Raw genomic sequence first — 26,658 nt, 5'->3', positions numbered from 1 at the left:
TGTTTTGAAACTATTAAGGTCTATATAGGCAGCAATTTTGGCAGTATTAATTGCCTCTGAAGATTTATCATTAGTCGGTTGGATTGATATAAAGCTGATTATATTTATCTACCAACGATGACAATATCACTGTTTTGTGACAGGCTAGACAGATTTTCGTTTTACTCTATTTTAATATTGTTAATTATTAATTTTTTAACATAGCTAATATTATCTTGAATCTCTCAAGATAATAAAATAATTTAACGAAACTAGTGATCCGCTAACCTATTTTAAGCGGTTAAAAAAACGCTAAACTATAAAATTTGTTTCTACTGGTAAATAAAATAGATAATACTAGTAAGGTAGTGCCTCTTTTATTATAAATATAGCTAAATTTTAATGGATGAAAAGGAACAATGAATATGAAGAAAATACTTACTTTTGGATTATTAATTCTATGTTTAGTTGGATTTGCTAACGCACAATTATTAAATAATTTATCTTATGATGAAGTACTGAAACTAGCAACTGAAGAAAATGATCCGAATGCACAAAATGAGTTAGGTTATAGACTAGTGCAAGGTAAAGGGATTCAACAAGATCCCTTGAAAGCGAAAGAATGGTTTGAAAAAGCCGCTGCACAAGGTGATACAGGGGCTGAATTTAATTTAGGCAATATGTATACTCTGGGTATAGGTGTTCCACAAGACTATGTTAAAGCTAAAGAGTGGTTTGAAAAAGCAGCAGCAAAAAATGATCAAGTTGCCCTATATAATTTAGCCGATATATATAAAGAAGGAAAAGGAGTTACTAAAAACCTAGCAAAAGCGAAAGAATTGTTTGAAAAGTTAGCTGAACAAGGTTTTGCTGACGCACAAGTTCGTTTAGGAAACATCTATTTCTTTGCTGAAGGGGTAAGCAAAGATCTTGCTAAAGCGCTATATTGGTATAAAAAAGCCGCCGATCAAGGCCAAGCTGTAGCCCAATATTATTTGGGATGCATGTATTTAGTTGGTGAAGGTGTTGAATTAGATTTCACTAAGGCAGTATATTGGTTTGAAAAAGCCGCGGAACAAGCTCAACCAAAGGCTCAGTTTAATTTGGCTAAAATGTATGAAGATGGCGAAGGTACTGAAAAAGATCTGACTAAAGCGCTATATTGGTATGAAAAAGTGGCTGAACAAGATAATGCAGATGTGCAATATTATGTAGGAGATATGTATTTCACTGGTAAAGGTACTAAAGAAGATCATTTCAAAGCTCGATACTGGTATGAAAAAGCTGCTGCACAAGGTCAACCAGAAGCTCTGTTTAATTTGGGCGTGCTTTATCGAAATGGCGATGGTGGTCTAAAAAAAGATTCTAAAAAAGCCATAGAATTGTTTAAAAAAGGTTGTGAAGCGGGTATCCAACATGAAATTTGTCTAAAGTTCATGAATAAGCAAAATGTGAATTAAGTAAGCGATTTAACAATTTAATTTTAAAGGGGCATTTAGTCCTAATGCTTATCATAAATTTAATTGACAAGCATTAGTCATGATGTCCCTTTTTTATTAAAGCATGTTAGGTATGTTTTGGATAATGCCTTCGTTTAATCGATTTAAAATACCAATATAACGTAGCGTAAGCGATACCGGTTGATAGGAAATCAGCGGTTGGTGATGATGCCCAAACGCCATTTAAATCGAAGAATAGTGGTAAAATGTAGAGAGTTGGTAACAGAATTAAAAGTTGTCTTGAAAGGCTTAACAAAATAGAGACTCTCGCCATACCAATACATTGGAAGAAGCTGGTTGTTACCATTTGGAAACCGACAAACGCAAATGAAAACGTAGTATAACGTAATGCAATCGCGGATATTGCCACTAAATCCATATCAGAACTAAATGCTCTAACCAATACATCAGGCATAAAGCAACCTAATATAAAGCCGACACTGGTAATTATGGTTGCAATTTTAACTGCGTAGATAAAGGTTTCCTTCACCCGAGCATAATTTTTAGAACCATAATTATAACCAATAATAGGTTGCATACCTTGGTTAACGCCGATAACAATCATGATAATCAGCGTAATTAATCGGTTAGCGTTAGAATAACCTGCGATCGCATCATCACTTGAAACATGCGATATTGGTGCATAATGTGTTAACTGCCAGTTAATAAAAACCACCACAACCGATGCCGCCACTTGCATAGCAAATGGTGACATACCAATCGACAAAATAGACTTAATATAAGTAAAATCGAGCCTAAAGTTGCGACGGTATAATTTAATATTACTGTTTTTGCTAATAAAGTGCTGCATCACAAACAGAAAGCTAATAAACATTGATAGGGTAGTTGCAAAAGCGGCGCCGCGCATTCCCCAACCTAAAGCAATAATAAAAATTGGCGCAAGAATAATATTGGCAATTACACTAATAAACATGGTTACCATGGCTTTAAACGGATAACCACTGGCGCGCATCATATTATTATAATTGAATGTTAATGTGATAAAAATACTACCTGGTAAAAATACTTCTAAAAACTCACGAGCATAAATATGGTTGGTTGGGCTTGAACCAATAAAGTGTAAAACAGGATCGATAAAATAGAGTAGTAAGGCTAAAGTGATACCACTAAGTACGGCAGTTAACATAAAAGATGTTCCTGCTACTTTTTCAGCTTTATCAATTTCACCTCGGCCTAAAAAGATAGATATTCGGCTAGCTGAACCAATACCTACCAGCATGCCAATGCCGGCAGCAAGATTCATCACTGGCAAAATAATACCAGCACCACTTAACGCTTCACGACCAATCCAATGACCAATAAAAATTCCATCAATAATATTATAAAGTGTATTTACCGTCGTCCCAATAATTGAAGGGAGTGCATATTGCCAAAATATTAGACTAATTTTCTTATGTCTAAAATCATCATAAATATCGCGTGAGTTTGTCATTTTATTCACATTGATAAAGGTTAAAAGTTGTTAAGAATTTTTAGAATCAATATACGTAAAAGTATAAACTTGACTAGAATAATCTTGTCTAGTTTAACAGAGATAAGAATTGATGATAGCACTTTTTTAATGCTTTGATAAAATAGACACTATTAAATCGTCTAGCTAATTAGGAATTTCCATGAGCGTACAAATAGAAAACGTTGTTTTACATAAATTAATAAGAAAAAGCGATACGGAAATCGAATTACAACTTCGTGACTCTCTGTTAAGCAATGAACAAGCGGTAGCCAACTTAATTGAAGATATTAACCGCACATATAATAATAAAAGCAAAGTTTACGGATTATTTAACAGTGAAAGTCTTTTTGAACAGTCACTTAAAGAACTACGTTCAGGTAATCAAGATTTCCTTAATTTTAGCCAAGAATCTACAAAACAATTACGCAATGAACTGGCAAAATATCCATTTGCTGAAGGTGGTACGGTTATCTTTTGCCACTACCGATATCTTGCTGTTGAATACCTTATTATCGCTGTGTTAAATAGCTGTTTAAGTATGTTAGTTAATGAGCAACTCAATATATCACAAACCCAATATTTAGATGTTGATCATGCCGATATTATTGCTCGTATCGACATCACCGAGTGGGAAACTGCCCCAAACTCAAAACGCTACTTGACCTTCTTAAAAGGTCGAGTAGGACGAAAAGTATCCGATTTCTTTATGGATTACTTAGGGGCGAGTGAGGGGCTAGATGCCAAAGCACAAAACAAAACCTTAGTTAAGGCGGTGGATGACTATTGCCAAGAAATGCAATTTGACAAGCAAGATAAAACTAACGCTCGTGAAAATGTTTATAATTATTGCCAAGCGCAGTTGCAAGCGGGAGAAGAGATTGAGCTGAAAAATCTTGCCAACGAACTGCCAACTACTGCCGAAAAGAATTTTATGGAATTTGTCAAAAATAGTGAATATGATCTAGAAGACTCTTTCCCTGTCGACCGTAGTTCACTACGCCAACTCAAAAAATTCTCGGGTAGCGGAGGAGGGTTAACCTTAAGCTTTGATTCTGAACTATTAGGTGAACGTATCAAATGGGATCCGCAAACTGACTCACTAGTGATCAAAGGTATACCACCTAATTTGCGAGATCAACTTCAACGAAACAGTGGCTCAAACTAGGAAAAGACTATGAAATATATTGGCGCACATGTGAGTGCTGCTGGCGGTGTCGATAATGCTCCTATTAATGCTTATCAAATTGGTGCAACCGCTTTTGCTTTATTCACCAAAAATCAACGACAATGGCATGCAAAACCGCTTGAAACAGCAGTGATTGATAGTTTCAAAAAGCGTTGTGAACGCTATGGATTTACTAGTAAACAAATCCTACCGCATGATAGTTATCTTATTAACCTAGGTAGCCCTGACAATGAACAACTTGAAAAATCACGCACCGCGTTTTTGGACGAAATGCAACGTTGTGAACAGTTAGGCTTAACCTTGCTAAACTTTCATCCAGGTAGTCATCTACAAAAAATTTCGGTTGATGAATGTTTATCCCGCATTTCTGAGTCAATCAATATTACCTTAGATAAAACTAAAGATGTCGTTGCGGTTATCGAAAACACTGCTGGACAAGGTTCTAACTTAGGTTATAAATTTGAACATCTTGCGCAAATTATCGATAAAGTAGAAGACAAAAGCCGTGTAGGTGTCTGTATTGATACTTGTCACGCTTTTGCTGCCGGTTATGACTTACGCAGCGAAAAAGCCTGCAAAGAGACCTTTGATGAGTTTGAAAAAATTGTCGGTTTTAAATATTTACGAGGTATGCATTTAAACGATGCTAAAAGCGAACTTGCCAGCCATGTTGACCGTCATGACAGCTTAGGCAAAGGCACCATTGGTGAAGCCGCATTTAAATTTATTATGCAAGACTCACGGATTGATGAAATACCTCTTATTCTTGAAACGATTAACCCGGATATTTGGGCACAAGAAATAGCATGGTTAAAAGAGCTGGAAAAATAATAAAATGCAAATAAAGAAAATAATACCGATATGTATGTTGTTCTTATTAAGTTGTAGTTTTTATGCAATTGGCAATACACGAGAGCAATTAGAGATATTTGAACTTAATCTTGTTGATAATAGCGAGCCAAAATTCTATTTTGTTAAGTTACTCCAAGGTAGTCATATCGTTATTTATGACAAAGATGGCAATAAAAAACAATCTATTAAACCAATATTTCCTGATATAGAGGATGATTATAAAAAAAATAAATATCAATTACCTCAAAAATATCGACAAAGTTTTTTGACTGCCAGTGGCATATCCGAAACGGATAACTTATTCGTATATAATTATGAATATAATAAATTGTATAGTTTTCCCATTAGTAAATTAGAGGTATTTGCAATAAAGAGCGACTGTTTACCTACTGATGAAACAAATTATCAATTTGGATTTGCATTAGCGTTGAATCAATTGCCTCAAAATTACGATCCTAATGATACAACGTTTGTTTATATTGGCAAGGAAAGTCCTTTTGCTCAACAGCAACTAACTTTATTAAACTGGCAAAAAATTAGCGATAAAGAGGATAATTATTTAGCACAAGCTCATGAATTTCATCATTACTATCTTAGTGATAAAGGGTATAATTATTTAGCTCAAGCTCATGGATTACATTACTATTTAAAGCAACATCCTTCTCAACGCGATGATTATCCTAAATGTGGGAGATTAGTGATTAAGAACGAGAAGAATAAAATCTTACGTGATGATACCCATGTTTACAGTTCGTTTTATGGCGGTCTACCTTTAAATGGCAAAGATAACGATCATGAATACAAAAAGCAATGGACGGGAAAATTATTTAAAAATAAACCATTAGTCGTTTTTGGCTTTTTCTTTGTAGGGGCGAAAGAGTGCCCAGTGATAGACTTTATTGATTCATCTTTTCCTAGTTATGACATAAGACTACGCTGCGATTCTCGTTTTGTATATTATAGTTGTAAATAATATTAATTAAGAACTACTTTTTTAAGGAATAAGATAAATTATTCTTAAAAATGGCAAAAACGAAGAAAATAAAACGACGATAAAGACGAGCCCATACTGAAGATTTTAATCACCAGATGGTAAGGCGTAATCAACATGTAAAAACGCGTAATGAATTTGGTTTAGAGTATAAGTTAACGCCACCAACATTATAGCGATGGATAACTTAAAGCACCACTACACGTTCATTTACATTGTCTACATTAAATTATTCAAACTTTAGTGATATTTGGTTTTGATTCGTCTTAATGGCCAGATATTGATGAATTAATACATAGGGAAGTGAATAAAATGCAAATAAAGAAAAGAATACCGATATGTATATTGCTCTTATTAAGTTGTAGCTTTTATGCAACTGGCAATACACGAGAGCAATTAGAGATATTTGAACTTAATCTTGTTGATGATAGCAAGCCAAAATTCTATTTTGTTAAATTACTCCAAGGCAGCCATATTACTATTTATGACAAAGATGGCAATAAAAAACAATCTATTCAACCAATATTTCCTGATAATGAGGATGGTTATAAAAAGGATAAATATCAATTACCTCAAAAATATCGACAAAGTTTTTTGACTGCCAGTGGCATATCCGAAACGGATAACTTATTCGTATATAATTATGAATATAATAAATTGTATAGTTTTCCCATTAGTAAATTGGAGGTATTTGCAATAAAGGATGATTGTTTTCCTACTGATGAAACAAATTATCAATTTGGATTTGCATTAGCGTTGAATCAACTACCTCAAGATTACGATCATAATGATATTTACGATCCTAGTGATACAACCTTTGTTTATATTGGAAAGGAAAATCCTTTTGCTCAACAGCAACTAACTTTATTAAACTGGCAAAAAATTAGCGATAAAGAGGATAAAGAGTATTATTATTTAGCACAAACTCATGGATTACATTACAATTTATGGACATTAGGGAAATCTCCTTGGTACCCAGATTATTACCCTAAAATTGGGATATTAGTGGTTAAGGATAGCAAGAATAGCATCTTATTTAATCATGACTATTTTTCAACGACGATATACAGCTCTCTACCTTTAAATGGCAAAGATAAAGATCATGAATACAAAAATCAATGGACGGGAAGATTATTTAAAAATAAACCATTAGTTGTGTTTGGCTTTGTCTCAATAATGGGTTGCCCAGTGATAGACTTTATTGATTCATCCTTTCCTAGTTATGATATAAGATTACGTTGCGATCTTCGTTTTTATAGTTGTAAATAATATTAATTAAAAAAACTTTTTTAAGGAATAAGATAAATTATTCTTAAAAATGGAAAAAATGAAGAAAATAAAATGACGATAAAGACGAGCCTTTACTTGAGATTTTAAACAACAGATGGTAAGGCGTGATCAACAAGCAAAAACGCGTAATGAATTTGGTTAAGAGTGTAAGTTAACGCCACCAATATTATAACGATGGATAACTTAATGCACCACTACACGTTCATTTACATTATTTTACTTATAGTAAATGATTCAAACTTTAGTGATATTTGGTTTTGATTCGCCTTAATAGCCAGATATTGATGAATTAATACATAAGGAAGTGAATAAAATGCAAATAAAGAAAATAATACCGATATGTATATTGTTCTTATTAAGTTGTAGCTTTTATGCAATTGGCAATACACGAGAGCGATTAGAGATATTTGAACTTAATCTTGTTGATGATAGCAAGCCAAAATTCTATTTTGTTAAGTTACTCCAAGGTAGTCATATTGTTATTTATGATAAAGATGGCAATAAAAAACAATCTATTCAACCAATATTTCCTGATATAGAGGATGGTTATAAAAAGGATAAATATCAATTACCTCAAAAATATCGACAAAGTTTTTTGACTGCCAGTGGCATATCCGAAACGGATAACTTATTCGTATATAATTATGAATATAATAAATTGTATAGTTTTCCCATTAGTAAATTGGAGGTATTTGCAATAAAGGATGATTGTTTTCCTACTGATGAAACAAATTATCAATTTGGATTTGCATTAGAGTTGAATCAACTACCTCAAGATTACGATCCTAATGATACAACATTTGTTTATATTGGAAAGGAAAATCCTTTTGCTCAACAGCAACTAACTTTATTAAACTGGCAAAAAATTAACGATAAAGAGTATGATTATTTAGCACAAACTCATGGATTACATTACTATTTAGCGACATTAGGGAAAGTGTGGGACCCAGATCATTACCTTGAACGAGATTATTACCCTGAAATTGGGATATTAGTGGTTAAGGATGGCAAGAATAACATCTTATTTAATAGTAACTATCTTTCAAAGACGATATACAGCCATCTACCTTTAAATGGCAAAGATAAAGACCATGAATACAAAAACCAATGGACGGGAAGATTATTTAAAAATAAACCATTAGTCGTGTTTGGCTTTGTCTCAGAAATGGGTTGCCCTGTAATAGACTTTATTGATTCATCTTTTTCTAGTTATTATGTAAGACTAAGCTGCGATTTTCATTTTTATAGTTGTAAATAATATTAATTAAAAAAACTTTTTTAAGGAATAAGATAAATTATTCTTAAAAATGGAAAAAATGAAGAAAATAAAATGACGATAAAGACGAGCCTTTACTTGAGATTTTAAACAACAGATGGTAAGGCGTGATCAACAAGCAAAAACGCGTAATGAATTTGGTTAAGAGTGTAAGTTAACGCCACCAATATTATAACGATGGATAACTTAATGCACCACTACACGTTCATTTACATTATTTTACTTATAGTAAATGATTCAAACTTTAGTGATATTTGGTTTTGATTCGCCTTAATAGCCAGATATTGATGAATTAATACATAAGGAAGTGAATAAAATGCAAATAAAGAAAATAATACCGATATGTATATTGGTCTTATTAAGTTGTAGCTTTTATGCAATTGGCTATCCACGAGAGCGATTAGAGATATTTGAACTTAATCTTGTTGATGATAGCGAGCCAAAATTCTATTTTGTTAAGTTACTCCAAGGTAGTCATATTGTTATTTATGACAAAGATGGCAATAAAAAACAATCTATTCAACCAATATTTCCTGATTTAGAGGATGATTATAAAAAAAATAAATATCAATTACCTCAAAAATATCGACAAAGTTTTTTGACTGCAAGTGGCATATCCGAAACGGATAACTTATTCGTATATAATTATGAATATAATAAATTGTATAGTTTTCCTATTAGTAAATTAGAGGTATTTGCAATAAAGAGCGATTGTTTACCTACTGATGAAACAAATTATCAATTTGGATTTGGATTAGAGTTGAATCAACTACCTCAAGATTACGATCCTAATGATACAACATTTGTTTATATTGGAAAGGAAAGTCCGTTTGCTCAAGAGCAACTAACTTTATTAAACTGGCAAAAAATTAACGATAAAGAGTATGATTATTTAGCACAAACTCATGGATTACATTACTATTTAAGGCAATCTCCCTTTTCCCTAGATTATCCTAAATGTGGGAGTTTAATTATTAAGAATGCGAAGAATAACATCTTATTTAACGATAACTATGTAAAAAACTCAGTAAATTCTATGCCTTTAAATGGTAAAGATAAAGATCATGAATACAAAAAGCAATGGACGGGAAAATTATTTAAAAATAAACCTTTAGTCGTGTTTGGCTTTTACTCAATGTTTGGGGGTGACTGCCCAGGGATAGACTTTATTGATTCATCTTTTCCTAGTTATGATATAAGACTACGCTGCGATTCTCGTTTTGTATATTATAGTTGTAAATAATATTGATTAAAAACAACCTTTTTTAAGGAATAATGTAAATTATTCTTAAAAATGGAAAAAATGATAAAAAATAAAACGACGATAAAGACGAGCCTATACTGAAGATTTTGAACAACAGATGGTAAGGCGTTATCAACAAGTAAAAACGCGTAATGAATTTGGTTTAGATTATAAGTTAACGCCACCAACATTATAACGATGGATAACTTAATGCACCACTATATGTTCATTTACATTGTCTACATTAAATGATTCAAACTTTAGTAATATTTGGTTTTGATTCGCCTTAATAGCCAGATATTGATGAATTAATACATAGGGAAGTGATTAAAATGCAAATAAAGAAAATAATACCGATGTGTATATTGCTCTTATTAAGTTGTAGCGTTTATGCAATTGGCAATACACAAGAGCGATTAGAGATATTTGAACTTTATCTTGTTGATGATAGCGAACCAAAATTCTATTTTTTATCGGTACTCCAAGGCAGCCATATTGTTATTTATGACAAAGATGGCAATAAAAAACAATCTATTCAACCAATATTTCCTGATATAGAGGATGGTTATAAAAAGGATAAATATCAATTACCTCAAAAATATCGACAAAGTTTTTTGACTGCAAGTGGCATATCCGAAACGGATAACTTATTCGTATATAATTATGAATATAATAAATTGTATAGTTTTCCCATTAGTAAATTAGAGGTATTTGCAATAAAGAGCGATTGTTTACCTACTGATGAAACAAATTATCAATTTGGATTTGCATTAGCGTTGAATCAACTACCTCAAGATTACGATCCTAATGATACAACGTTTGTTTATATTGGCAAGGAAAGTCCTTTTGCTCAACAGCAACTAACTTTATTAAACTGGCAAAAAATTAGCGATAAAGAGGATAATTATTTAGCACAAGCTCATGGATTACATTACTATTTATGAACATTTGGGAAATCTTCTTGGTACCCAGATTATTACCCTAAATGTGGGAGATTAGTGATTAAGAATGATAAGAATAAAATCTTACTTGATGAAGTTTTAACTCAGGCATACAGCACTCTACCTTTAAATGGCAAAGATAAAGATCATGAATACAAAAAGCAATGGACAGGAAAATTATTTAAAAATAAACCATTAGTCGTGTTTGGCTTTTTCTCAAGAATGGATTGCCCAGTGATAGACTTTATTGATTCACCTTTTTCTAAATTTGACATAAAGCCACGCTGCGCTCATCGTCTTTATATGTGTAAATGATATGCTCTACAGGGCCAGATTTGGTGAATTAATACATAAGGAAGTGAATAAAATGCAAATAAAGAAAATAATACCGATATGTATGTTGCTCTTATTAAGTTGTAGCTTTTATGCAACTGGCAATACACGAGAGCAATTAGAGATATTTGAACTTAATCTTATTGATAATAACGAGCCAAAATTCTATTTTGTTGAGTTACTCCTAGGTAGTCATATTGTTATTTATGACAAAGATGGCAATAAAAAACAATCTATTAAACCAATATTTCCTAATATAGAGGATGATTGTAAAAATGATAAACATCAATTACCTCAAAAATATCGACAAAGTTTTTTGACTGCAAGTGGCATATCCGAAACGGATAACTTATTCGTATATAATTATGAATATAATAAATTGTATAGTTTTCCTATTAGTAAATTAGAGGTATTTGCAATAAAGAGCGATTGTTTACCTACTGATGAAACAAATTATCAATTTGGATTTGGATTAGAGTTGAATCAACTACCTCAAGATTACGATCCTAATGATACAACATTTGTTTATATTGGAAAGGAAAGTCCGTTTGCTCAAGAGCAACTAACTTTATTAAACTGGCAAAAAATTAACGATAAAGAGTATGATTATTTAGCACAAACTCATGGATTACATTACTATTTAAGGCAATCTCCCTTTTCCCTAGATTATCCTAAATGTGGGAGTTTAATTATTAAGAATGCGAAGAATAACATCTTATTTAACGATAACTATGTAAAAAACTCAGTAAATTCTATGCCTTTAAATGGTAAAGATAAAGATCATGAATACAAAAAGCAATGGACGGGAAAATTATTTAAAAATAAACCTTTAGTCGTGTTTGGCTTTTACTCAATGTTTGGGGGTGACTGCCCAGGGATAGACTTTATTGATTCATCTTTTCCTAGTTATGATATAAGACTACGCTGCGATTCTCGTTTTGTATATTATAGTTGTAAATAATATTGATTAAAAACAACCTTTTTTAAGGAATAATGTAAATTATTCTTAAAAATGGAAAAAATGATAAAAAATAAAACGACGATAAAGACGAGCCTATACTGAAGATTTTGAACAACAGATGGTAAGGCGTTATCAACAAGTAAAAACGCGTAATGAATTTGGTTTAGATTATAAGTTAACGCCACCAACATTATAACGATGGATAACTTAATGCACCACTATATGTTCATTTACATTGTCTACATTAAATGATTCAAACTTTAGTAATATTTGGTTTTGATTCGCCTTAATAGCCAGATATTGATGAATTAATACATAGGGAAGTGAATAAAATGCAAATAAAGAAAATATTACCGATATGTATGTTGCTCTTATTAAGTTGTAGCTTTTATGCAACTGGCAATACACGAGAGCAATTAGAGATATTTGAACTTAATCTTATTGATAATAACGGGCCAAAATTCTATTTTGTATCGGTACTCCGAGGTAGTCATATTGTTATTTATGACAAAGATGGCAATAAAAAACAATCTATTAAACCTATATTTCCTAATATAGAGGATGATTGTAAAAATGATAAACATCAATTACCTCAAAAATATCGACAAAGTTTTTTGACTGCCAGTGGCATATCCGAAACGGATAACTTATTCGTATATAATTATGAATATAATAAATTATATAGTTTTCCCATTAGTAAATTGGAGGTATTTGCAATAGGGGGCGATTGTTTACCTACTGATGAAACATATTATCTATTTGGATTTGCATTAGCGTTGAATCAACTACCTCAAGATTACGATCCTAATGATACAACGTTTGTTTATATTGGAAAGGAAAGTCCTTTTGCTCAAGAGCAACTAACTTTATTAAACTGGCAAAAAATTAGCGATAAAGAGGATAATTATTTAGCACAAGCTCATGGATTACATTACAATTTATGGACATTAGGTAAATCTCCTTGGTACCCAGATTATTACCCTGAATGTGCGGGTTTAGTGGTTAAGAATGATAAGAATAAAATCTTACTTGATGAAGTTTTAACTCCGTTATACAGCTCTCTACCTTTAAATGGCAAAGATAAAGAGCATAAATACAAAAAGCAATGGACGGGAAAATTATTTAAAAATAAACCATTAGTCGTGTTTGGGTGTTTCTCAATAATGGGTTGCCCAGTGATAGACTTCATTGATTCACCTTTTTCTAAATTTGACATAAAGTTACGCTGCATAAATAAAAACAACTGGGTTTTCCAGTGATAGACTTTATTGATTCATCTTTTTCTAAATGTGACATAAAGCTACGCTGCGATTCTCGTTTTTATAGTTGTAAATGATATTAATTAAGAACAACTTTTTTAAGAAATAAGATAAATTATTCTTAAAAATGGAAAAAACGAACAAAATAAAACGGCGAAAAAGACAAACTCATACTTGAGATTTTAAACAATAGATTGTGAGGAGTTATCAACAAGTAAAAACGCGTAATGAATTTGGTTTAGAGTATAAGTTAACGCCACCAACATTATAGCGATGGATAACTTAAAGCACCACTACACGTTCATTTACATTGTCTACATTAAATTATTCAAACTTTAGTGATATTTGGTTTTGATTCGCCGTAATGGTCAGATATTGATGAATTAATACATAGGGAAGTGAATAAAATGCAAATAAAGAAAATAATATCGATATGTATATTGTTCTTACTGAGTTGTAGCTTTTATGCAATTGGCAATACACAAGAGCGATTAGCGATATTTAAACTTAATCTTGTTGATGATAGCGAGCGAAAATTCTATTTTGTATCGGTACTCTGGGGCAGTCATATTGTTATTTATGACGAAGAAGGCTATAAAAAACAATCTATTCAACCAATATTTTCTGATATAGACGATGGTTATAATAACTATAAATATCAATTACCTCAAAAATATCGACAAAATTTTTTGATTGCCAGTGGTATATCTGAAACCGATAACTTATTCGTATATAATTATGAATATAATAAATTGTATAGTTTTCCCATTAGTAAATTAGATATATTTGCATTAAAGGATGATTGTTTTCCTATTGATGAAACATATTATCACTTTGGATTTGAATTAACGTTGAGCCAACTACCTCAAAATTACAATCCTAATGATACAACGTTTGTTTATATTGGCAAGGAAAGTCCTTTTGCTCAACAGCAGCTAACTTTATTAAACTGGCAAAAAATTAGCGATAAAAAGTATGATTATTTAGCCCAAGCACATGGATTACATTACTATTTAAAGCAACCTCCTTTTCACAGCAATTACCCTGTTTGTGGGAGTTTATTAATTAAGAATGAGAAGAATAAAATCTTACGTAATGATGACCATGCTTCAAGTTTGTTATACGGCCGTCTACCTTTAAATGGCAAAGATAAAGATCATGAATACAAAAAGCAATGGACGGGAAAGTTATTCAAAAATAAACCATTAGTCGTGTTTGGGTTTTTCTCAAAGGGGGTGAAAGAGTGCCCAGTAATAGACTTTATTGATTCATCTTTTTCTGGTCATGACATAAATCTAATCTGCTATAGTCCTCCTCATAGGTGTAGTTTTTAAACAACCATTTAAATAACAATAGGATATTTCAGGCGCTGCAATAGCAAAAAATCCGAGTTGAAAGAAATACTACCTAGGCTAAGTGGCGATGAAATTAGAAGTACCACGGCCTGAGTTCAACATAATTTGGTCAGTATGGCTTTGCGCCTGTTTAATTAAGTTATCTTTTAACTCAAATGGACTTAAATTAGCATATTGAACATAATCGATTAGTTTTATGATGATCTTGGATCCTTGTTGCGATAATTTAAACAAAAGCAATAATTAAAGGACATAATATATTTTAATGTGTTTAATGATTTCGGCTAATATCAAGTTGGTAAATTATATTTTTAACGTTCTACATCATGTTGTTATAGCGTTAGTAAGAGTATTAGTCTTGTATTAATCAATCAATTAAATCCACTTTTAATTTTCTGCTGTCGCTTCGCCCTAGATCATCGATTACAGATATTTTGTAAATACCACTTTTGTTAGGAACCCAATTCAGTGTGTTTTCAACTGAACTACTCCCAAGAAAATTTTTATCGACAAACCAATATAATTTCTTAACCTCACCATCAGCAATGGCATCTAACGTAATTTTCTCATTCTCTTTATTACTTAACCTTACTTTGTAAACAACGTTTTTTAATGGTGAAGTAATCCGTGGAGGAGAACCTATATAATTTTGCGTTGTTTCGCAATGCGCACTATTAGGTGGCGTTTTTTTGGGAATTCCTGCTTTAGCAAATACTTTAACTAAGTCTGAAGACCAATATTCATAAACTTCTACATGTGTATCTTTCGGATTGAAAGGAGGACAAGCAACTTTATTGGTTTTATTATCAATCACAACAGGGCGATAAACTGTATCAATATTAATCGGTGATACACCTGGTATAAACCATGTTTTACCCTTTATCTTACACCACTGCGTAACTAAATTCCCACTAGGTAAACAAATATCCACTTGTGTTAAGTTAGGTGGAATTGCGTTTTGATAACCTTTATGATTTGGATAATAAGCTGTTATTGAATCAATAATATTGAAAAATAGGGGAGCTGCAGCATTAGCACCAATAAAAGCATTATTGCTATGTCCATCAAAATTACCCATCCAAACAATAAGAGTATAATTATTAAATCCTCCAGCTGTCCAAGCATCGCGAAATCCCCAAGATGTGCCTGTTTTCCAATATATAGGTGTTAGAGATTGCTGTTTTTTAGCTAAAATATCTTCATTGCGCGTGTTTTTTAATAACATATCTAATGTCATGAAACTCGCTTCAGGACTCAACAGACGCTGAGTTAAATGTGGTTGATTATCGGTATTTCTTGTCATTCTTAACGGTTGCCAAATACCTTGATTAGCTAACATGGCATATAGTGTTGCTAATTCTTGGGCTGTCACTTCACCTCCGCCAAGAACTAAAGCTAAACCATAATGATCTTCTGTGTTCATATCGCGAATATGGGCTTGTTTTAAAAATTGATAAAATGAAGGTTTTTTTAATTTACCAGCAACATATACCGCAGGAATGTTACGACTGTGAATTAGCGCATCTGTAACAGAGATAGGACCTTTAAAATGGTGATCAAAATTCTCAGGGGTATAAAATCCAAAATCTGTTGCGACATCTTTTACTACTGTTCTAGGATGAATAATACTTTGATCCATACCCAAAGCATAGATGAAAGGCTTTAGTGTTGAGCCGGGTGAACGTTTAGCAGCAGTTCCGTTAACTTGCCCTTGAATGCTACGATTAAAATAATCGGCAGATCCAACTAATGCTTTCACCTCCATTGTGTTGTTATCAACTAACAATACAGATGTGTTATAAATCCCTTTTATTTTATTGCGTTCAATAAAGGCGCTGACTTGTTGTTCAATAATTGTTTGTAGTTCTATTTTTAATGTAGTTTTAATAACTTGTTGTTCAGCATTAGTTTTTTGAATTTGTTGCTGAAGTATTTGGTTGGTGAAATGGGGGGCGATAAACGGTAATTGCTCAGGTTGACGCATCATTAGTGGTAAGTCAAATAGCGCAGCTATATTATCTTCGGTTGCATAGTGTTCTTGCCAACGTTCAAATAATCGTTGTCTAGCATTAACTAATGCTTTACCTGCAATGCCTTTTTTCTTGTCTATACGATAAGTAGGTGATTGAGGAAGAACCGTCAATGTTAACGCTTCAGGTAAGTTAACCTTATCAGGCGTTTTATCAAAATAAATTAACGATGCCGCTCCGATACTTTCTATATTGCGACCGAAAGGGGCATAATTAAGATAGGCTTCTAAAATGTCATGTTTAGAGTATTTTAACTCTAATTCAATAGCTCTAAATATTTGCAATAATTTACCAGCTATTGTTTTAGTATTAATTTTCCAATGCATACGTGCCAGTTGCATAGTAATGGTCGATGCGCCTTGTCGATTACCGCCCCCGATATAAGTTGCTCCAAATGCTCTTATCAAACTAAACGGATTAAATCCAAAATGATAATAAAACCACTGATCTTCATGTAATAGAAGGCCATTAATGATGTGTGGAGAAATTTTTTCCAGAGGTGTCCATGTTCGATATCGTTGGTCGTTTGCTAAAGTTATGCGCAATAGTTTGTCGTTTTCATCATACAAAATAGTGGAAAAATTTAGCGATTGGTTTAACGGTGGGTTAGGGGTTAAACGAAAGGCGATGAAGATTAAAGAAAGAATAATAAAGGTAACAATAATATTCCCAATATACCTAGATTTTTTTACCATTTTATTAAGTTACACTAATGATGATATAAAATTAAAAAACTAATGTTAATAATCATGCAATAAATACAAAATAGCAGAGGGAAGGCGTGACCCTCTGCCAGTAACTAATTAACGAGGCTCAATAATAATCTTATTTCCACCTTTAGATACAGCTTGAATATCGCGATCATACATTGCTTCACCATAAGCTGGAGGTACCGCGTACTGGCCAATATTGGTCGCTTTTATCTGATAATTAAATGTTTGTATCTGATCACTTCTAGTCGAACCATAAATAATCACGCGATCTTCTCTAACATCTGTATAGTCTGGATACCAAGTATATTTACCTGTGGCAATTGGTGATATCCACTGTTGTTCAGAATCATAATTATCATTTTCACCCTCATCTTCGTCGCTTTGTTTATCGTTTTCAGTTTCAGCATGATTATTAACCGCTTTTTGTTGAACAACTTCAAAACCACCTGGTAACATATCAACAATTGCAATGTTGGTTAATCCTTCTTCAGATATTGAACGGACTCTAACGGTTACATTGATAGTTTCACCTAATTTCACGGTATCAATTTGCTTACCATCGTTATCTGTAAATTCACGATAAATTTCAAGCCCTCTATTAATTGGTTCTTGTTGCATTGAACGATCAAAGCCTTTCTGCGATATTGAATACCAAGCTGGCAAATCTTTAGCGTTATGGAAGCTAATAGACTCTACCGAATCATTGAATTTTCCGTTGGCTAACAAGTTTTTCAATTTAGCAATAGTGGCAATTTTTTTCTGTTGATCGTTAGACTTTGTTGTTACAGTAAGATCGTTTTCATCTAACTCGTGAGTTTTAATTGCTGAATTATAACTATCTAAAGCCAACATCGTCATCGCAGCTGATTGAGTTGTATAACGTTCCTCATTTAGCATTAACACCATATTCTCAAGAGCTTGCGCAGGGATATCATTAATTTTATTATCAAAATGTTTTGCGATTAAATAGATTTTCCCAGCATCAATGACTAATGGATCATAATAATTGTGACTCCACCATGCTTTATCATAGGCTTTGGACAGATCCTTCCAAATCGGTTTTAAAAGATTATCTGCTTGTTTGTCCATTTTGAGCATTTTGTAGGATGATGCTAAATACAACGCCGTAAGATCAGTAGACCAAGTTTGGTAATTATGATTTAAATCCTCAATGACTGAAGCAATTTGATTAGTTGTAATAATATTTTGTCTAGTTAGCAAATAAATTGCATAAGCTCGCAATCGCAAGTTGTAACGATCAGTTAAACTACTAGCAGCAACTAACTTAACATATTTATTGGCATTTTCTAGTAGATCTTTTGGTATTACTAATCCTGCATCTTTTGCTTCGAGTAGAAAGTGAACCGTATAAAGTGTAATAAATGGATCAACATTATATGTTGAATACCATAAACCAATCGCGCCTTCACTATTTTGGCGGCTTTGTAGTTTTTGCATTACTCCGGTAAATGGTATTGTTTTATCGGTGATTAAATTGAATTCAGGATATTTATTGCCAATCACCAGTGGTAACGCACGACTAACAATCTGTTCAGAACAGAAATATTCATAATTATCTAAATATTCGGTAAGACCTTTAGCTAAGATCATTGGAGAATAAGAGACGCCAGCATTCTGTTCATTAAATTCTGGATACATATGTCTAAACCCAGCAAAGGTTTGTGTTTTACCATCCATTCGACCCATAATTGTTTTTATTCGATAAGGATTTATCGGACGAACAGAAGTACTTACTTGTCTTGTTATCGTCTTATCTTTATAAGTTGCAGTAAAGAGTAAATCACCACTACCTAATTGTTCGGTTGCTTTTAAACGGAAGCTTAAAGTACCTTCTTTCATTGACGCTAAGTTGACGGTTTTAATTGGCTCATCTAAAACTGCTAGATGTGGCGTTGTGGTTAGCTTAACCTTAATTGGGATCTCTTCATTACCGATTTCAGTGATGTTATTTGCAACTAATAAACTTATTTCAAATTCATCGTTTGGCGTGACGAAATAAGGTACATTAGGGTTTAATACAAAGTCATTACGAACTGTAGTCGACGTTTGGGTAACACCCATTGTTTTCTTACCGACTGTCACAGCCATCACTCTAATTTTTCCACTGAAAAATTCAGGTACTTTGTAATTGAGTTGTTTTTCACCATTAACGTCTATAATTCCGGACCAGTAGGTAACAGGCTCATCGGTCTTACGTTTAAATGGATTCAAATGAGCATTAAGTTTATTATCACTATCTTGATCACCTCCTGGTGCAGATAAAGTTAGTAAACGTTTATATTCAGGCAAGATAAGATCTAAAATCTGATCCGTTCTTACTGATAACGCTTTTTTACGTATAAAGTTTTTAATTGGATTTTTTAATTGATAGCCAGCAACTTGTAAGATACCTTCATCAACTGCGAAAACTACGACTCGTTGTTGGCTATTAGTTTTAATTGTGATTGGAATCGTCTCTCCCGGTTTGATTAAATTCGGAGTTTCTAATTTTACCTTCTCCATAAATTTATCATCTGAAACCTTAAATGGAACAACACCATAACTAAGCGGACTCATGAATATTTCTTCTGAATTTGGATCACGAATAAACTGCACATTGATATAGGCATTTCCTTCCACTTCTTCAGGTAAAGTGATTTTTTGTACTGAGCTGGTAGTATCAGTTTTAAACCATTTCCATGCATAAACTTTATCCCTTTCGATAGTGATGATTCCACTTCCGGTATAAGGTGCGGTTATTGCTATTTCTATATCTTGACCCGGTTTATATTGATTAGCATCAATTTTTAACATTAATTCACTATTACGATCTAATGAGCGTGTTACATTTGCTGATCCTGCTACTGTATATTCGGTTTGATAAATTACTTCATTTTGGTTATTTAACAATTGAAGAATATAGTTACCCGGGGTTTTAGTTGGAATTTGATAAACAGTTCCTTTATTATCAATTTCAAAAGGAATTTGTGAAATTACCACATCTTTTTGTTTAGATTCATATTTATAAACACCTGAAGACTGTTCAACTAACACAGAAAGATATTTTTTCTCAAGGGTAACGAGTTTGAGTCCATCTAGTGTAATTTGATCTAGAGTTGGATTTATTGCAATAAGATTAAGTAAACGCATGCTATCCCGTTTAATATAACTTAACTGACCATCAGGTTTTGCCCCAATTAGATAATCAGATGCAGAAATCAAAATTGAATCCATTGCTGCAACACTACGCCCACTATTTGGTTCAAATACATCAGTCAAGAATTTGGCTACATATTGACCTTCAAAGTCTTCAATATGCAAATCAATATCAGCAATTCCTTCTTCATTTGTAAAATTGTCTTCAAGTTCAATTTTGAAATTACTACGGTTATTACCTATGCGATAAAACTGATAATCTTCATATTTTTTAAAACTAAATCTGGTTGGCTGTAAATATAACTTACTTTCAACTCGACGATCTTGGGCTGCGGTTCCAAAGAGATTTTTTGCAGTCACTTTGGCAATTATATCCGATTGATTAATCCACCCTTGTTTGTTTTCAGTTACTATTTGTGCGGTAACTTTAGTTTTATCTGGTTCAAACTCTCGAATAGTCACAGAAGTAGAACCTAGGAAATTTTGATCATCATTCCCCGAATCATTTTCATCATCTTCAATGTATAGATAGACATGCCATTGTCCAGTTGGAGAACTTTCTTCCGTTTTAAATGAAATCTCATTAAAACCATAATCATCAACTTTGATTTTTTTAGTTATTACAAGATTATTTTTAGCATCATAAATGTTGGCAGCTAACTTAATTCCATTCAATGATTTAGTCCAATCATCAGCTTTAATAATCATCCCAATGTGGAATGTATCGCCAGGTCGATAGATTCCTCTATCAGAAAATAGATGCGCATGTAACTCTCCTCGGTCAACTGTTTCATATTGACCATCGACATCAAAACGAGAGTAATTAAGTTTTCTGTCATAATAGCGATAACCTTTAGAAATTGGCAAAAATGACATATCTTTACCTTTTTCAATTAAGAATAACAACGGTTTAATGCCTTTATAGTAATCAGATAATGGTGCGAAATTGACATGACCAGTGTTATCGGTGATTGAAGAAGTAATTTCAATACCATTGGCGCCGAGTATTGAAACTTTAGCACCATTGACAGGTAAACCACTGTTAATAGATTGCACAAAGAGATCATAAGAGCCATCTAGTGATTTTTTATTTATAATGCCTAAATCGGTCACTAATATGAATCGAGAATTGTAATATTCGTAAGGTTCTTCACCTTTTTTTACATTATCTTTTTTGGCATAGAGATTTAATAAAAATACACCGTGATTAGCTTCATTTTCCTTAACATCTTTTTTAAGGTATGGTGTTATATCAAAGTCAGAGTAATGAATAGCTCCTGATTTACCCTTGACATCTTTTGTAATTGAATATTTTTCAACAAAATTATCACTGTTATAATATTCAAAATTCATAAAACTAAAATCGCTTTCATTATCATAGACCAAATGCTGTAATTGGGATGGAATAACACGTTTGAGTTCTAACTTTATTTGATTAACATTACGAGAAACGACGGGAATCTTTTTATCACCTGACAGTGATAATAGGGAACCCGTAGCAGCGAAATTAAGCAATTTACTATATTCACTAATTCGCATCAATTTCTCATATCTATTTTTAAATGTGTAACCACCTTCGGACGTTAAAGATGGATCAACAGTAATAAATATCTGTTGACGTTGATCGCCGTTTATTTCAAAGCTAAATTGATTTTGATAAGTTCTATTATCGTCAGTTTCAATGTATTTAGTTGTTAATCGTTTTGATTTATCTAAGATGGCTTTATCGATAAAATATTTAGTTTTGTATGTGTCATCGGTTTTATCGTAATATTCTTCACTATATTTGGCGTTTGGATCGGGTAACTGCCAGATTGATAATGCTTTTTGTAAATCACTAGCTTTAACATTATAACCTAAATTAATTGTGATAATTTGGCGCATTTCATTATTGGATAGTTCAACAAAGGAAATTTTAGTTGAATTGATATTAAGATTATATTTATTCGGTATATTGATATCTTTCGAACTTTCTAAGGTTGCTGGGGATCCTCCCATTGAAGATGTTATACCCTTTGCAATATTTAATGATAAATAGCGATTCTTATCAGCGAATTCTAATTTATCACTTTTTATATAAGCACGTGTTTTATCTTTATTATAATTAATTGTGAAGTTTACATTTTGGACAAATTCATGAGGTTTATATTTTTGATCAGTATCTTGAAATAGTGATAGTTTTAAATTATTTTCAAAGGTTGTTGGATCGACAGGATGAGTGAATTTTACTTCATAAATACCCAGTTTTTCTTCAGCATCAATAGGATTTTGATAAAATTCACCGCTTATAATTACAAAAGAAAAACCGGTTGTTTTAAATGTAAACATATTATCTTCATTACTTATTAAATTGTTAGGATTAAGTAATTTCGAACCATCCAATTTAACCGTATAGGTTTCACCGATTGGCCATGGTTGTTCTGGTTTAAAATAGATATTTTCATCGTCATGCCAACTCCAAATCCCTTTAATTTCAGGTGAAATTTCAATACCCTCTGTTATTTCCTTGCCAATTTTATCTATCGGAGCGGGCGATCGTCTATGTCCAGTAAATTTGATTTTTAAATAAGATTGATTAGGATCAGTAATCACACCGGATTCTTCAGGCGCATAAAAAGAAATACCATACGTATTAGTAATTACGGGGGCTGGTTCAATAGGTTTTGGTTTATTTAAGTACCAATGGTAGGCATAATTACCACTGAGATAGGCAACAATTGCCAAAATAACAACACAACCAATAATTGAACTATAGTTATTGATTCTTTTAATTGAAGCTTGATAGATATCTTTAGCACGTGGATACCACTTAGGTATCAACCAATTAACTTGACCAATAATCGGGCTTATCAGCCATAATATGGCTCGTAATACAATTAGTAGAAAAAGTGCAAAATAGAGAATCGCTTCTAGACAGATACAGAAGATGCGATACGGTAGACGAAGAATGAAACGTATTATATCCATGATATTCCTTATCATCTCAATTACTATTATCAATAATAGATTTTTAATCGCAATAAAACTAAAACGCAAAATATAGCTAATGTATTGTGTTTTACTTCATTATTTTTGCTGTGAATAAATTAGTATTACTAAAAAACTGTATATATAATTTGGTGAAAGTATAAATGATAAATAAAATTAATTGAATAATTATTGTTCTTTTTTAGCAAAAAACAGCTCAACTTAGTGAAGGATAACCTTCAATGTTTTTTGTTGGTCATGTGGGTCATGAAAATTGCTGAGATAATCCGCTGTTATCCAATCCGTTTTTTTGCTGCTCTTCTAAATTTTTAATAGTTGGAACAATTTTTTTAAAGAATAAGATAAGTTATAATTGAAAAATGGAAAAAACGAAGAAAATAAAACGGCGATAAAGACGAACGCATACCGAAGATTTTAATCAACAGATGGTAATGTTTTATCAACAGGGAAAACACACAATGAATTTGGTTTAGAGTATAAGTTAACGCCACTAGCATTATATCGATGGATAACTTAAAGCACCGCTACACGTTCATCTACATTGTTTTACTCTAGATTAAATTATTCAAACTTTAGTGATAATAGGTTTTGATTCGCCGTAATGGTCAGATATTGATGAACTAATACATAGGGAAGTGAATAAAATGCAAATAAAGAAAATAATACCGATATGTATATTGCTCTTATTAAGTTGTAGCTTTTATGCAATTGGCTATACACGAGAGCGATTAGAGATATTTGAACTTAATCTTGTTGATGATAGCGAGCCAAAATTCTATTTTGTTAAGTTACTCCAAGGTAGTCATATTGTTATTTATGACAAAGATGGCAATAAAAAACAATCTATTCAACCAATATTTCCTGATAATGAGGATGGTTATAAAAAGGATAAATATCAATTACCTCAAAAATATCGACAAAGTTTTTTGACTGCCAGTGGCATATCCGAAACGGATAACTTATTCGTATATAATTATGAATATAATAAATTGTATAGTTTTCCCATTAGTAAATTAGAGGTATTTGCAATAAAGAGCGGTTGTTTACCTACTGATGAAACAAATTATCAATTTGGATTTGCATTAGCGTTGAATCAACTACCTCAAGATTACGATCCTAATGATACAACGTTTGTTTATATTGGAAAGGAAAATCCTTTTGCTCAACAGCAACTAACTTTATTAAACTGGCAAAAAATTAACGATAAAGAGTATGATTATTTAGCTCAATCTCATGGATTACATTACTATTTAGCGACATTAGGGAAAGTGTGGGACCCAGATCATTACCTTGAACGAGATTATTACCCTGAAATTGGGATATTAGTGGTTAAGGATGGCAAGAATTACATCTTATTTAATAGTGACTATCTTTCAAAGACGATATACATCACTCTACCTTTAAATGGCAAAGATAAAGAACATAAATACAAAAAGCAATGGGCGAGAAGATTATTTAAAGATAAAGATCATGAATACAAAAATCAATGGACGGGAAGATTATTTAAAAATAAACCATTAGTTGTGTTTGGCTTTGTCTCAGAATTAAACTGCCCGGTGATAGACTTTATTGATTCATCTTTTCCTAGTTATGACATAAGATTACGTTGCGATCTTCGTTTTTATAGTTGTAAATAATATTGATTAAGAACAACTTTTTTAAGGAATAAGATAAATTATTCTTAAAAATGGCAAAAACGAAGAAGATAAAACGACGATAAAGACGAGCCCATACTGAAGATTTTAAACAACAGATGGTAAAGTTTTATCAACAGGGAAAAACATACAATGAATTTAGTTAAGAGTATAAGTTAACGCCACCAACATTATAGCGATGGATAACTTAAAGCACCACTACACGTTCATTTATATTGTCTACATTAAATTATTCAAACTTTAGTGATATTTGGTTTTAATTCGTCTTAATGGCCAGATATTGATGAATTAATACATAGGGAAGTGAATAAAATGCAAATAAAGAAAATAATACCGATATGTATATTGCTCTTATTAAGTTGTAGCTTTTATGCAATTGGCAATACACGAGAGCGATTAGAGATATTTAAACTTAATCTTGTTGATAATAGTGAGCCAAAATTCTATTTTGTTAAGTTACTCGAAGGCAGTCATATTGTTATTTATGACAAAGATGGCAATAAAAAACAATCTATTCAACCTATATTTCCTGATATAGAGGATGATTATAAAAAAAATAAATATCAATTACCTCAAAAATATCGACAAAGTTTTTTGACTGCAAATGGCATATCCGAAACGGATAACTTATTCGTATATAATTATGAATATAATAAATTGTATAGTTTTCCCATTAGTAAATTAGAGGTATTTGCAATAAAGAGCGACTGTTTACCTACTGATGAAACAAATTATCAATTTGGATTTGCATTAGAGTTGAATCAACTACCTCAAGATTACGATCATAATGATACTTACGAGCCTAATGATACAACATTTGTTTATATTGGAAAGGAAAGTCCTTTTGCTCAACAGCAACTAACTTTATTAAACTGGCAAAAAATTAGCGATAAAGAGTATGATTATTTAGCACAAGCTCATGGATTACATTACTATTTAAGGCAATCTCCCTTTCCCCTCGATTACCCTGAATGTGGAAGTTTAATTATTAAGAATGCGAAAAATAATATCTTATTTAATGATAACTATATAAGAAGGCGTGTAAATTCTATGCCTATAAATGGCAAAGATAAAGATCACGAATACAAAAAACAATGGACGGGAAAATTATTTAAAAATAAACCGTTAGTCGTGTTTGGCTTTTATTCAATGTTCGGGGATGACTGCACAGAGATAGACTTTATTGATTCATCTTTTCCTAGTTATGATATAACACTACGTTGCGACTCTCGTTTTATATATTATAATTGTAAATAATATTAATTAAGAACAACTTTTTTAAGGAATAAGATAAATTATTTTTAAAAATGGCAAAAACGAAAAACTAAAACGATGATAAAGACGAGCCCATACTTGAGATTTTAAATAACAGATGGTAAGGCGTTATCAACAAGTAAAAACGCGTAATGAATTTGGTTTAAAGTATAAGTTAACACCACCAACATTATAGCGATGGATAACTTATTGCACCACTACA

General features: G+C 32.1%; 17 protein-coding genes and 1 pseudogene. 14 read left to right on the top strand and 4 right to left on the bottom strand.

What is annotated here, in order from left to right:
- The first annotated feature begins 404 nt into the window (after positions 1–404).
- Positions 405–1,439, top strand: a complete 1,035-nt coding sequence (locus AC5LXI_RS10155; protein ID WP_493442214.1) for an SEL1-like repeat protein — start codon at positions 405–407, stop codon at positions 1,437–1,439.
- 106 nt (positions 1,440–1,545) lie between these two features.
- On the opposite strand, the gene AC5LXI_RS10150 is transcribed toward AC5LXI_RS10155, so the two are convergent.
- The gene (locus tag AC5LXI_RS10150; RefSeq protein ID WP_493442213.1) at positions 1,546–2,931 is read right to left on the bottom strand and encodes an MATE family efflux transporter; all 1,386 of its coding nucleotides are present in this window, start codon (positions 2,929–2,931) and stop codon (positions 1,546–1,548) included.
- A 181-nt stretch (positions 2,932–3,112) separates the two neighbouring features.
- Between AC5LXI_RS10150 and yejK the strand changes: the two genes are divergently transcribed.
- The 11 genes from yejK (at position 3,113) to AC5LXI_RS10095 (ending at position 14,618) form a co-directional block, all read left to right on the top strand.
- Positions 3,113–4,117: a nucleoid-associated protein YejK gene (gene yejK / locus AC5LXI_RS10145; RefSeq protein WP_493442212.1), complete on the top strand. Its 1,005-nt coding sequence runs from the start codon at positions 3,113–3,115 to the stop codon at positions 4,115–4,117.
- Positions 4,118–4,126: 9 nt separating this feature from the next.
- Positions 4,127–4,969 carry a deoxyribonuclease IV gene (gene nfo / locus AC5LXI_RS10140; protein WP_493442211.1) on the top strand — a complete coding sequence of 281 codons (843 nt, stop codon included), beginning with the start codon at positions 4,127–4,129 and terminating at the stop codon, positions 4,967–4,969.
- A 4-nt stretch (positions 4,970–4,973) separates the two neighbouring features.
- Positions 4,974–5,963: a hypothetical protein gene (locus AC5LXI_RS10135; protein ID WP_493442210.1), complete on the top strand. Its 990-nt coding sequence runs from the start codon at positions 4,974–4,976 to the stop codon at positions 5,961–5,963.
- A gap of 330 nt (positions 5,964–6,293) precedes the next feature.
- Entirely contained in the window at positions 6,294–7,250 is a 957-nt protein-coding gene (locus AC5LXI_RS10130; protein WP_493442209.1) for a hypothetical protein, read from the top strand.
- A gap of 334 nt (positions 7,251–7,584) precedes the next feature.
- On the top strand, positions 7,585–8,529 hold the full coding sequence (locus AC5LXI_RS10125; protein WP_493442208.1) for a hypothetical protein: 945 nt from the start codon (positions 7,585–7,587) through the stop codon (positions 8,527–8,529).
- A 334-nt stretch (positions 8,530–8,863) separates the two neighbouring features.
- The gene (locus AC5LXI_RS10120) at positions 8,864–9,790 is read left to right on the top strand and encodes a hypothetical protein (RefSeq protein WP_493442207.1); all 927 of its coding nucleotides are present in this window, start codon (positions 8,864–8,866) and stop codon (positions 9,788–9,790) included.
- Between the two features lie 332 nt (positions 9,791–10,122).
- Positions 10,123–10,734 (top strand): hypothetical protein, encoded by a 612-nt coding sequence (locus AC5LXI_RS10115; protein ID WP_493442206.1) that lies wholly within the window; start codon positions 10,123–10,125, stop codon positions 10,732–10,734.
- 54 nt (positions 10,735–10,788) lie between these two features.
- The gene (locus AC5LXI_RS10110) at positions 10,789–11,046 is read left to right on the top strand and encodes a hypothetical protein (protein ID WP_493442205.1); all 258 of its coding nucleotides are present in this window, start codon (positions 10,789–10,791) and stop codon (positions 11,044–11,046) included.
- Positions 11,047–11,098: 52 nt separating this feature from the next.
- Positions 11,099–12,025, top strand: a complete 927-nt coding sequence (locus AC5LXI_RS10105) for a hypothetical protein (protein WP_493442204.1) — start codon at positions 11,099–11,101, stop codon at positions 12,023–12,025.
- A gap of 332 nt (positions 12,026–12,357) precedes the next feature.
- Complete coding sequence (locus tag AC5LXI_RS10100) at positions 12,358–13,284, top strand: hypothetical protein (protein WP_493442203.1); 927 nt, start codon at positions 12,358–12,360, stop codon at positions 13,282–13,284.
- A 407-nt stretch (positions 13,285–13,691) separates the two neighbouring features.
- Complete coding sequence (locus AC5LXI_RS10095; RefSeq protein WP_493442202.1) at positions 13,692–14,618, top strand: hypothetical protein; 927 nt, start codon at positions 13,692–13,694, stop codon at positions 14,616–14,618.
- A gap of 9 nt (positions 14,619–14,627) precedes the next feature.
- On the opposite strand, the pseudogene AC5LXI_RS10090 reads toward AC5LXI_RS10095, so the two are convergent.
- The 3 genes and pseudogenes from AC5LXI_RS10090 to AC5LXI_RS10080 all read right to left on the bottom strand — a co-directional run.
- Positions 14,628–14,837 (bottom strand): annotated as a pseudogene (locus AC5LXI_RS10090) (bifunctional aspartate transaminase/aspartate 4-decarboxylase); the annotation flags it as partial.
- A gap of 169 nt (positions 14,838–15,006) precedes the next feature.
- Positions 15,007–17,364 carry a penicillin-binding protein 1C gene (gene pbpC / locus AC5LXI_RS10085; RefSeq protein ID WP_493442201.1) on the bottom strand — a complete coding sequence of 786 codons (2,358 nt, stop codon included), beginning with the start codon at positions 17,362–17,364 and terminating at the stop codon, positions 15,007–15,009.
- A 108-nt stretch (positions 17,365–17,472) separates the two neighbouring features.
- Entirely contained in the window at positions 17,473–23,505 is a 6,033-nt protein-coding gene (locus tag AC5LXI_RS10080) for an alpha-2-macroglobulin (RefSeq protein WP_493442200.1), read from the bottom strand.
- A 665-nt stretch (positions 23,506–24,170) separates the two neighbouring features.
- Between AC5LXI_RS10080 and AC5LXI_RS10075 the strand changes: the two genes are divergently transcribed.
- Both AC5LXI_RS10075 and AC5LXI_RS10070 read left to right on the top strand, forming a co-directional pair.
- On the top strand, positions 24,171–25,163 hold the full coding sequence (locus AC5LXI_RS10075; protein ID WP_493442199.1) for a hypothetical protein: 993 nt from the start codon (positions 24,171–24,173) through the stop codon (positions 25,161–25,163).
- Positions 25,164–25,493: 330 nt separating this feature from the next.
- Positions 25,494–26,438 carry a hypothetical protein gene (locus AC5LXI_RS10070; protein WP_493442198.1) on the top strand — a complete coding sequence of 315 codons (945 nt, stop codon included), beginning with the start codon at positions 25,494–25,496 and terminating at the stop codon, positions 26,436–26,438.
- Positions 26,439–26,658 lie beyond the last annotated feature (220 nt).

Source organism: Gilliamella sp. LMG 34361 (assembly GCF_984569075.1).
The sequence above is the reverse complement of the archived record's forward strand: the minus strand, read 5'-3'. Positions and strand labels throughout refer to the sequence as shown.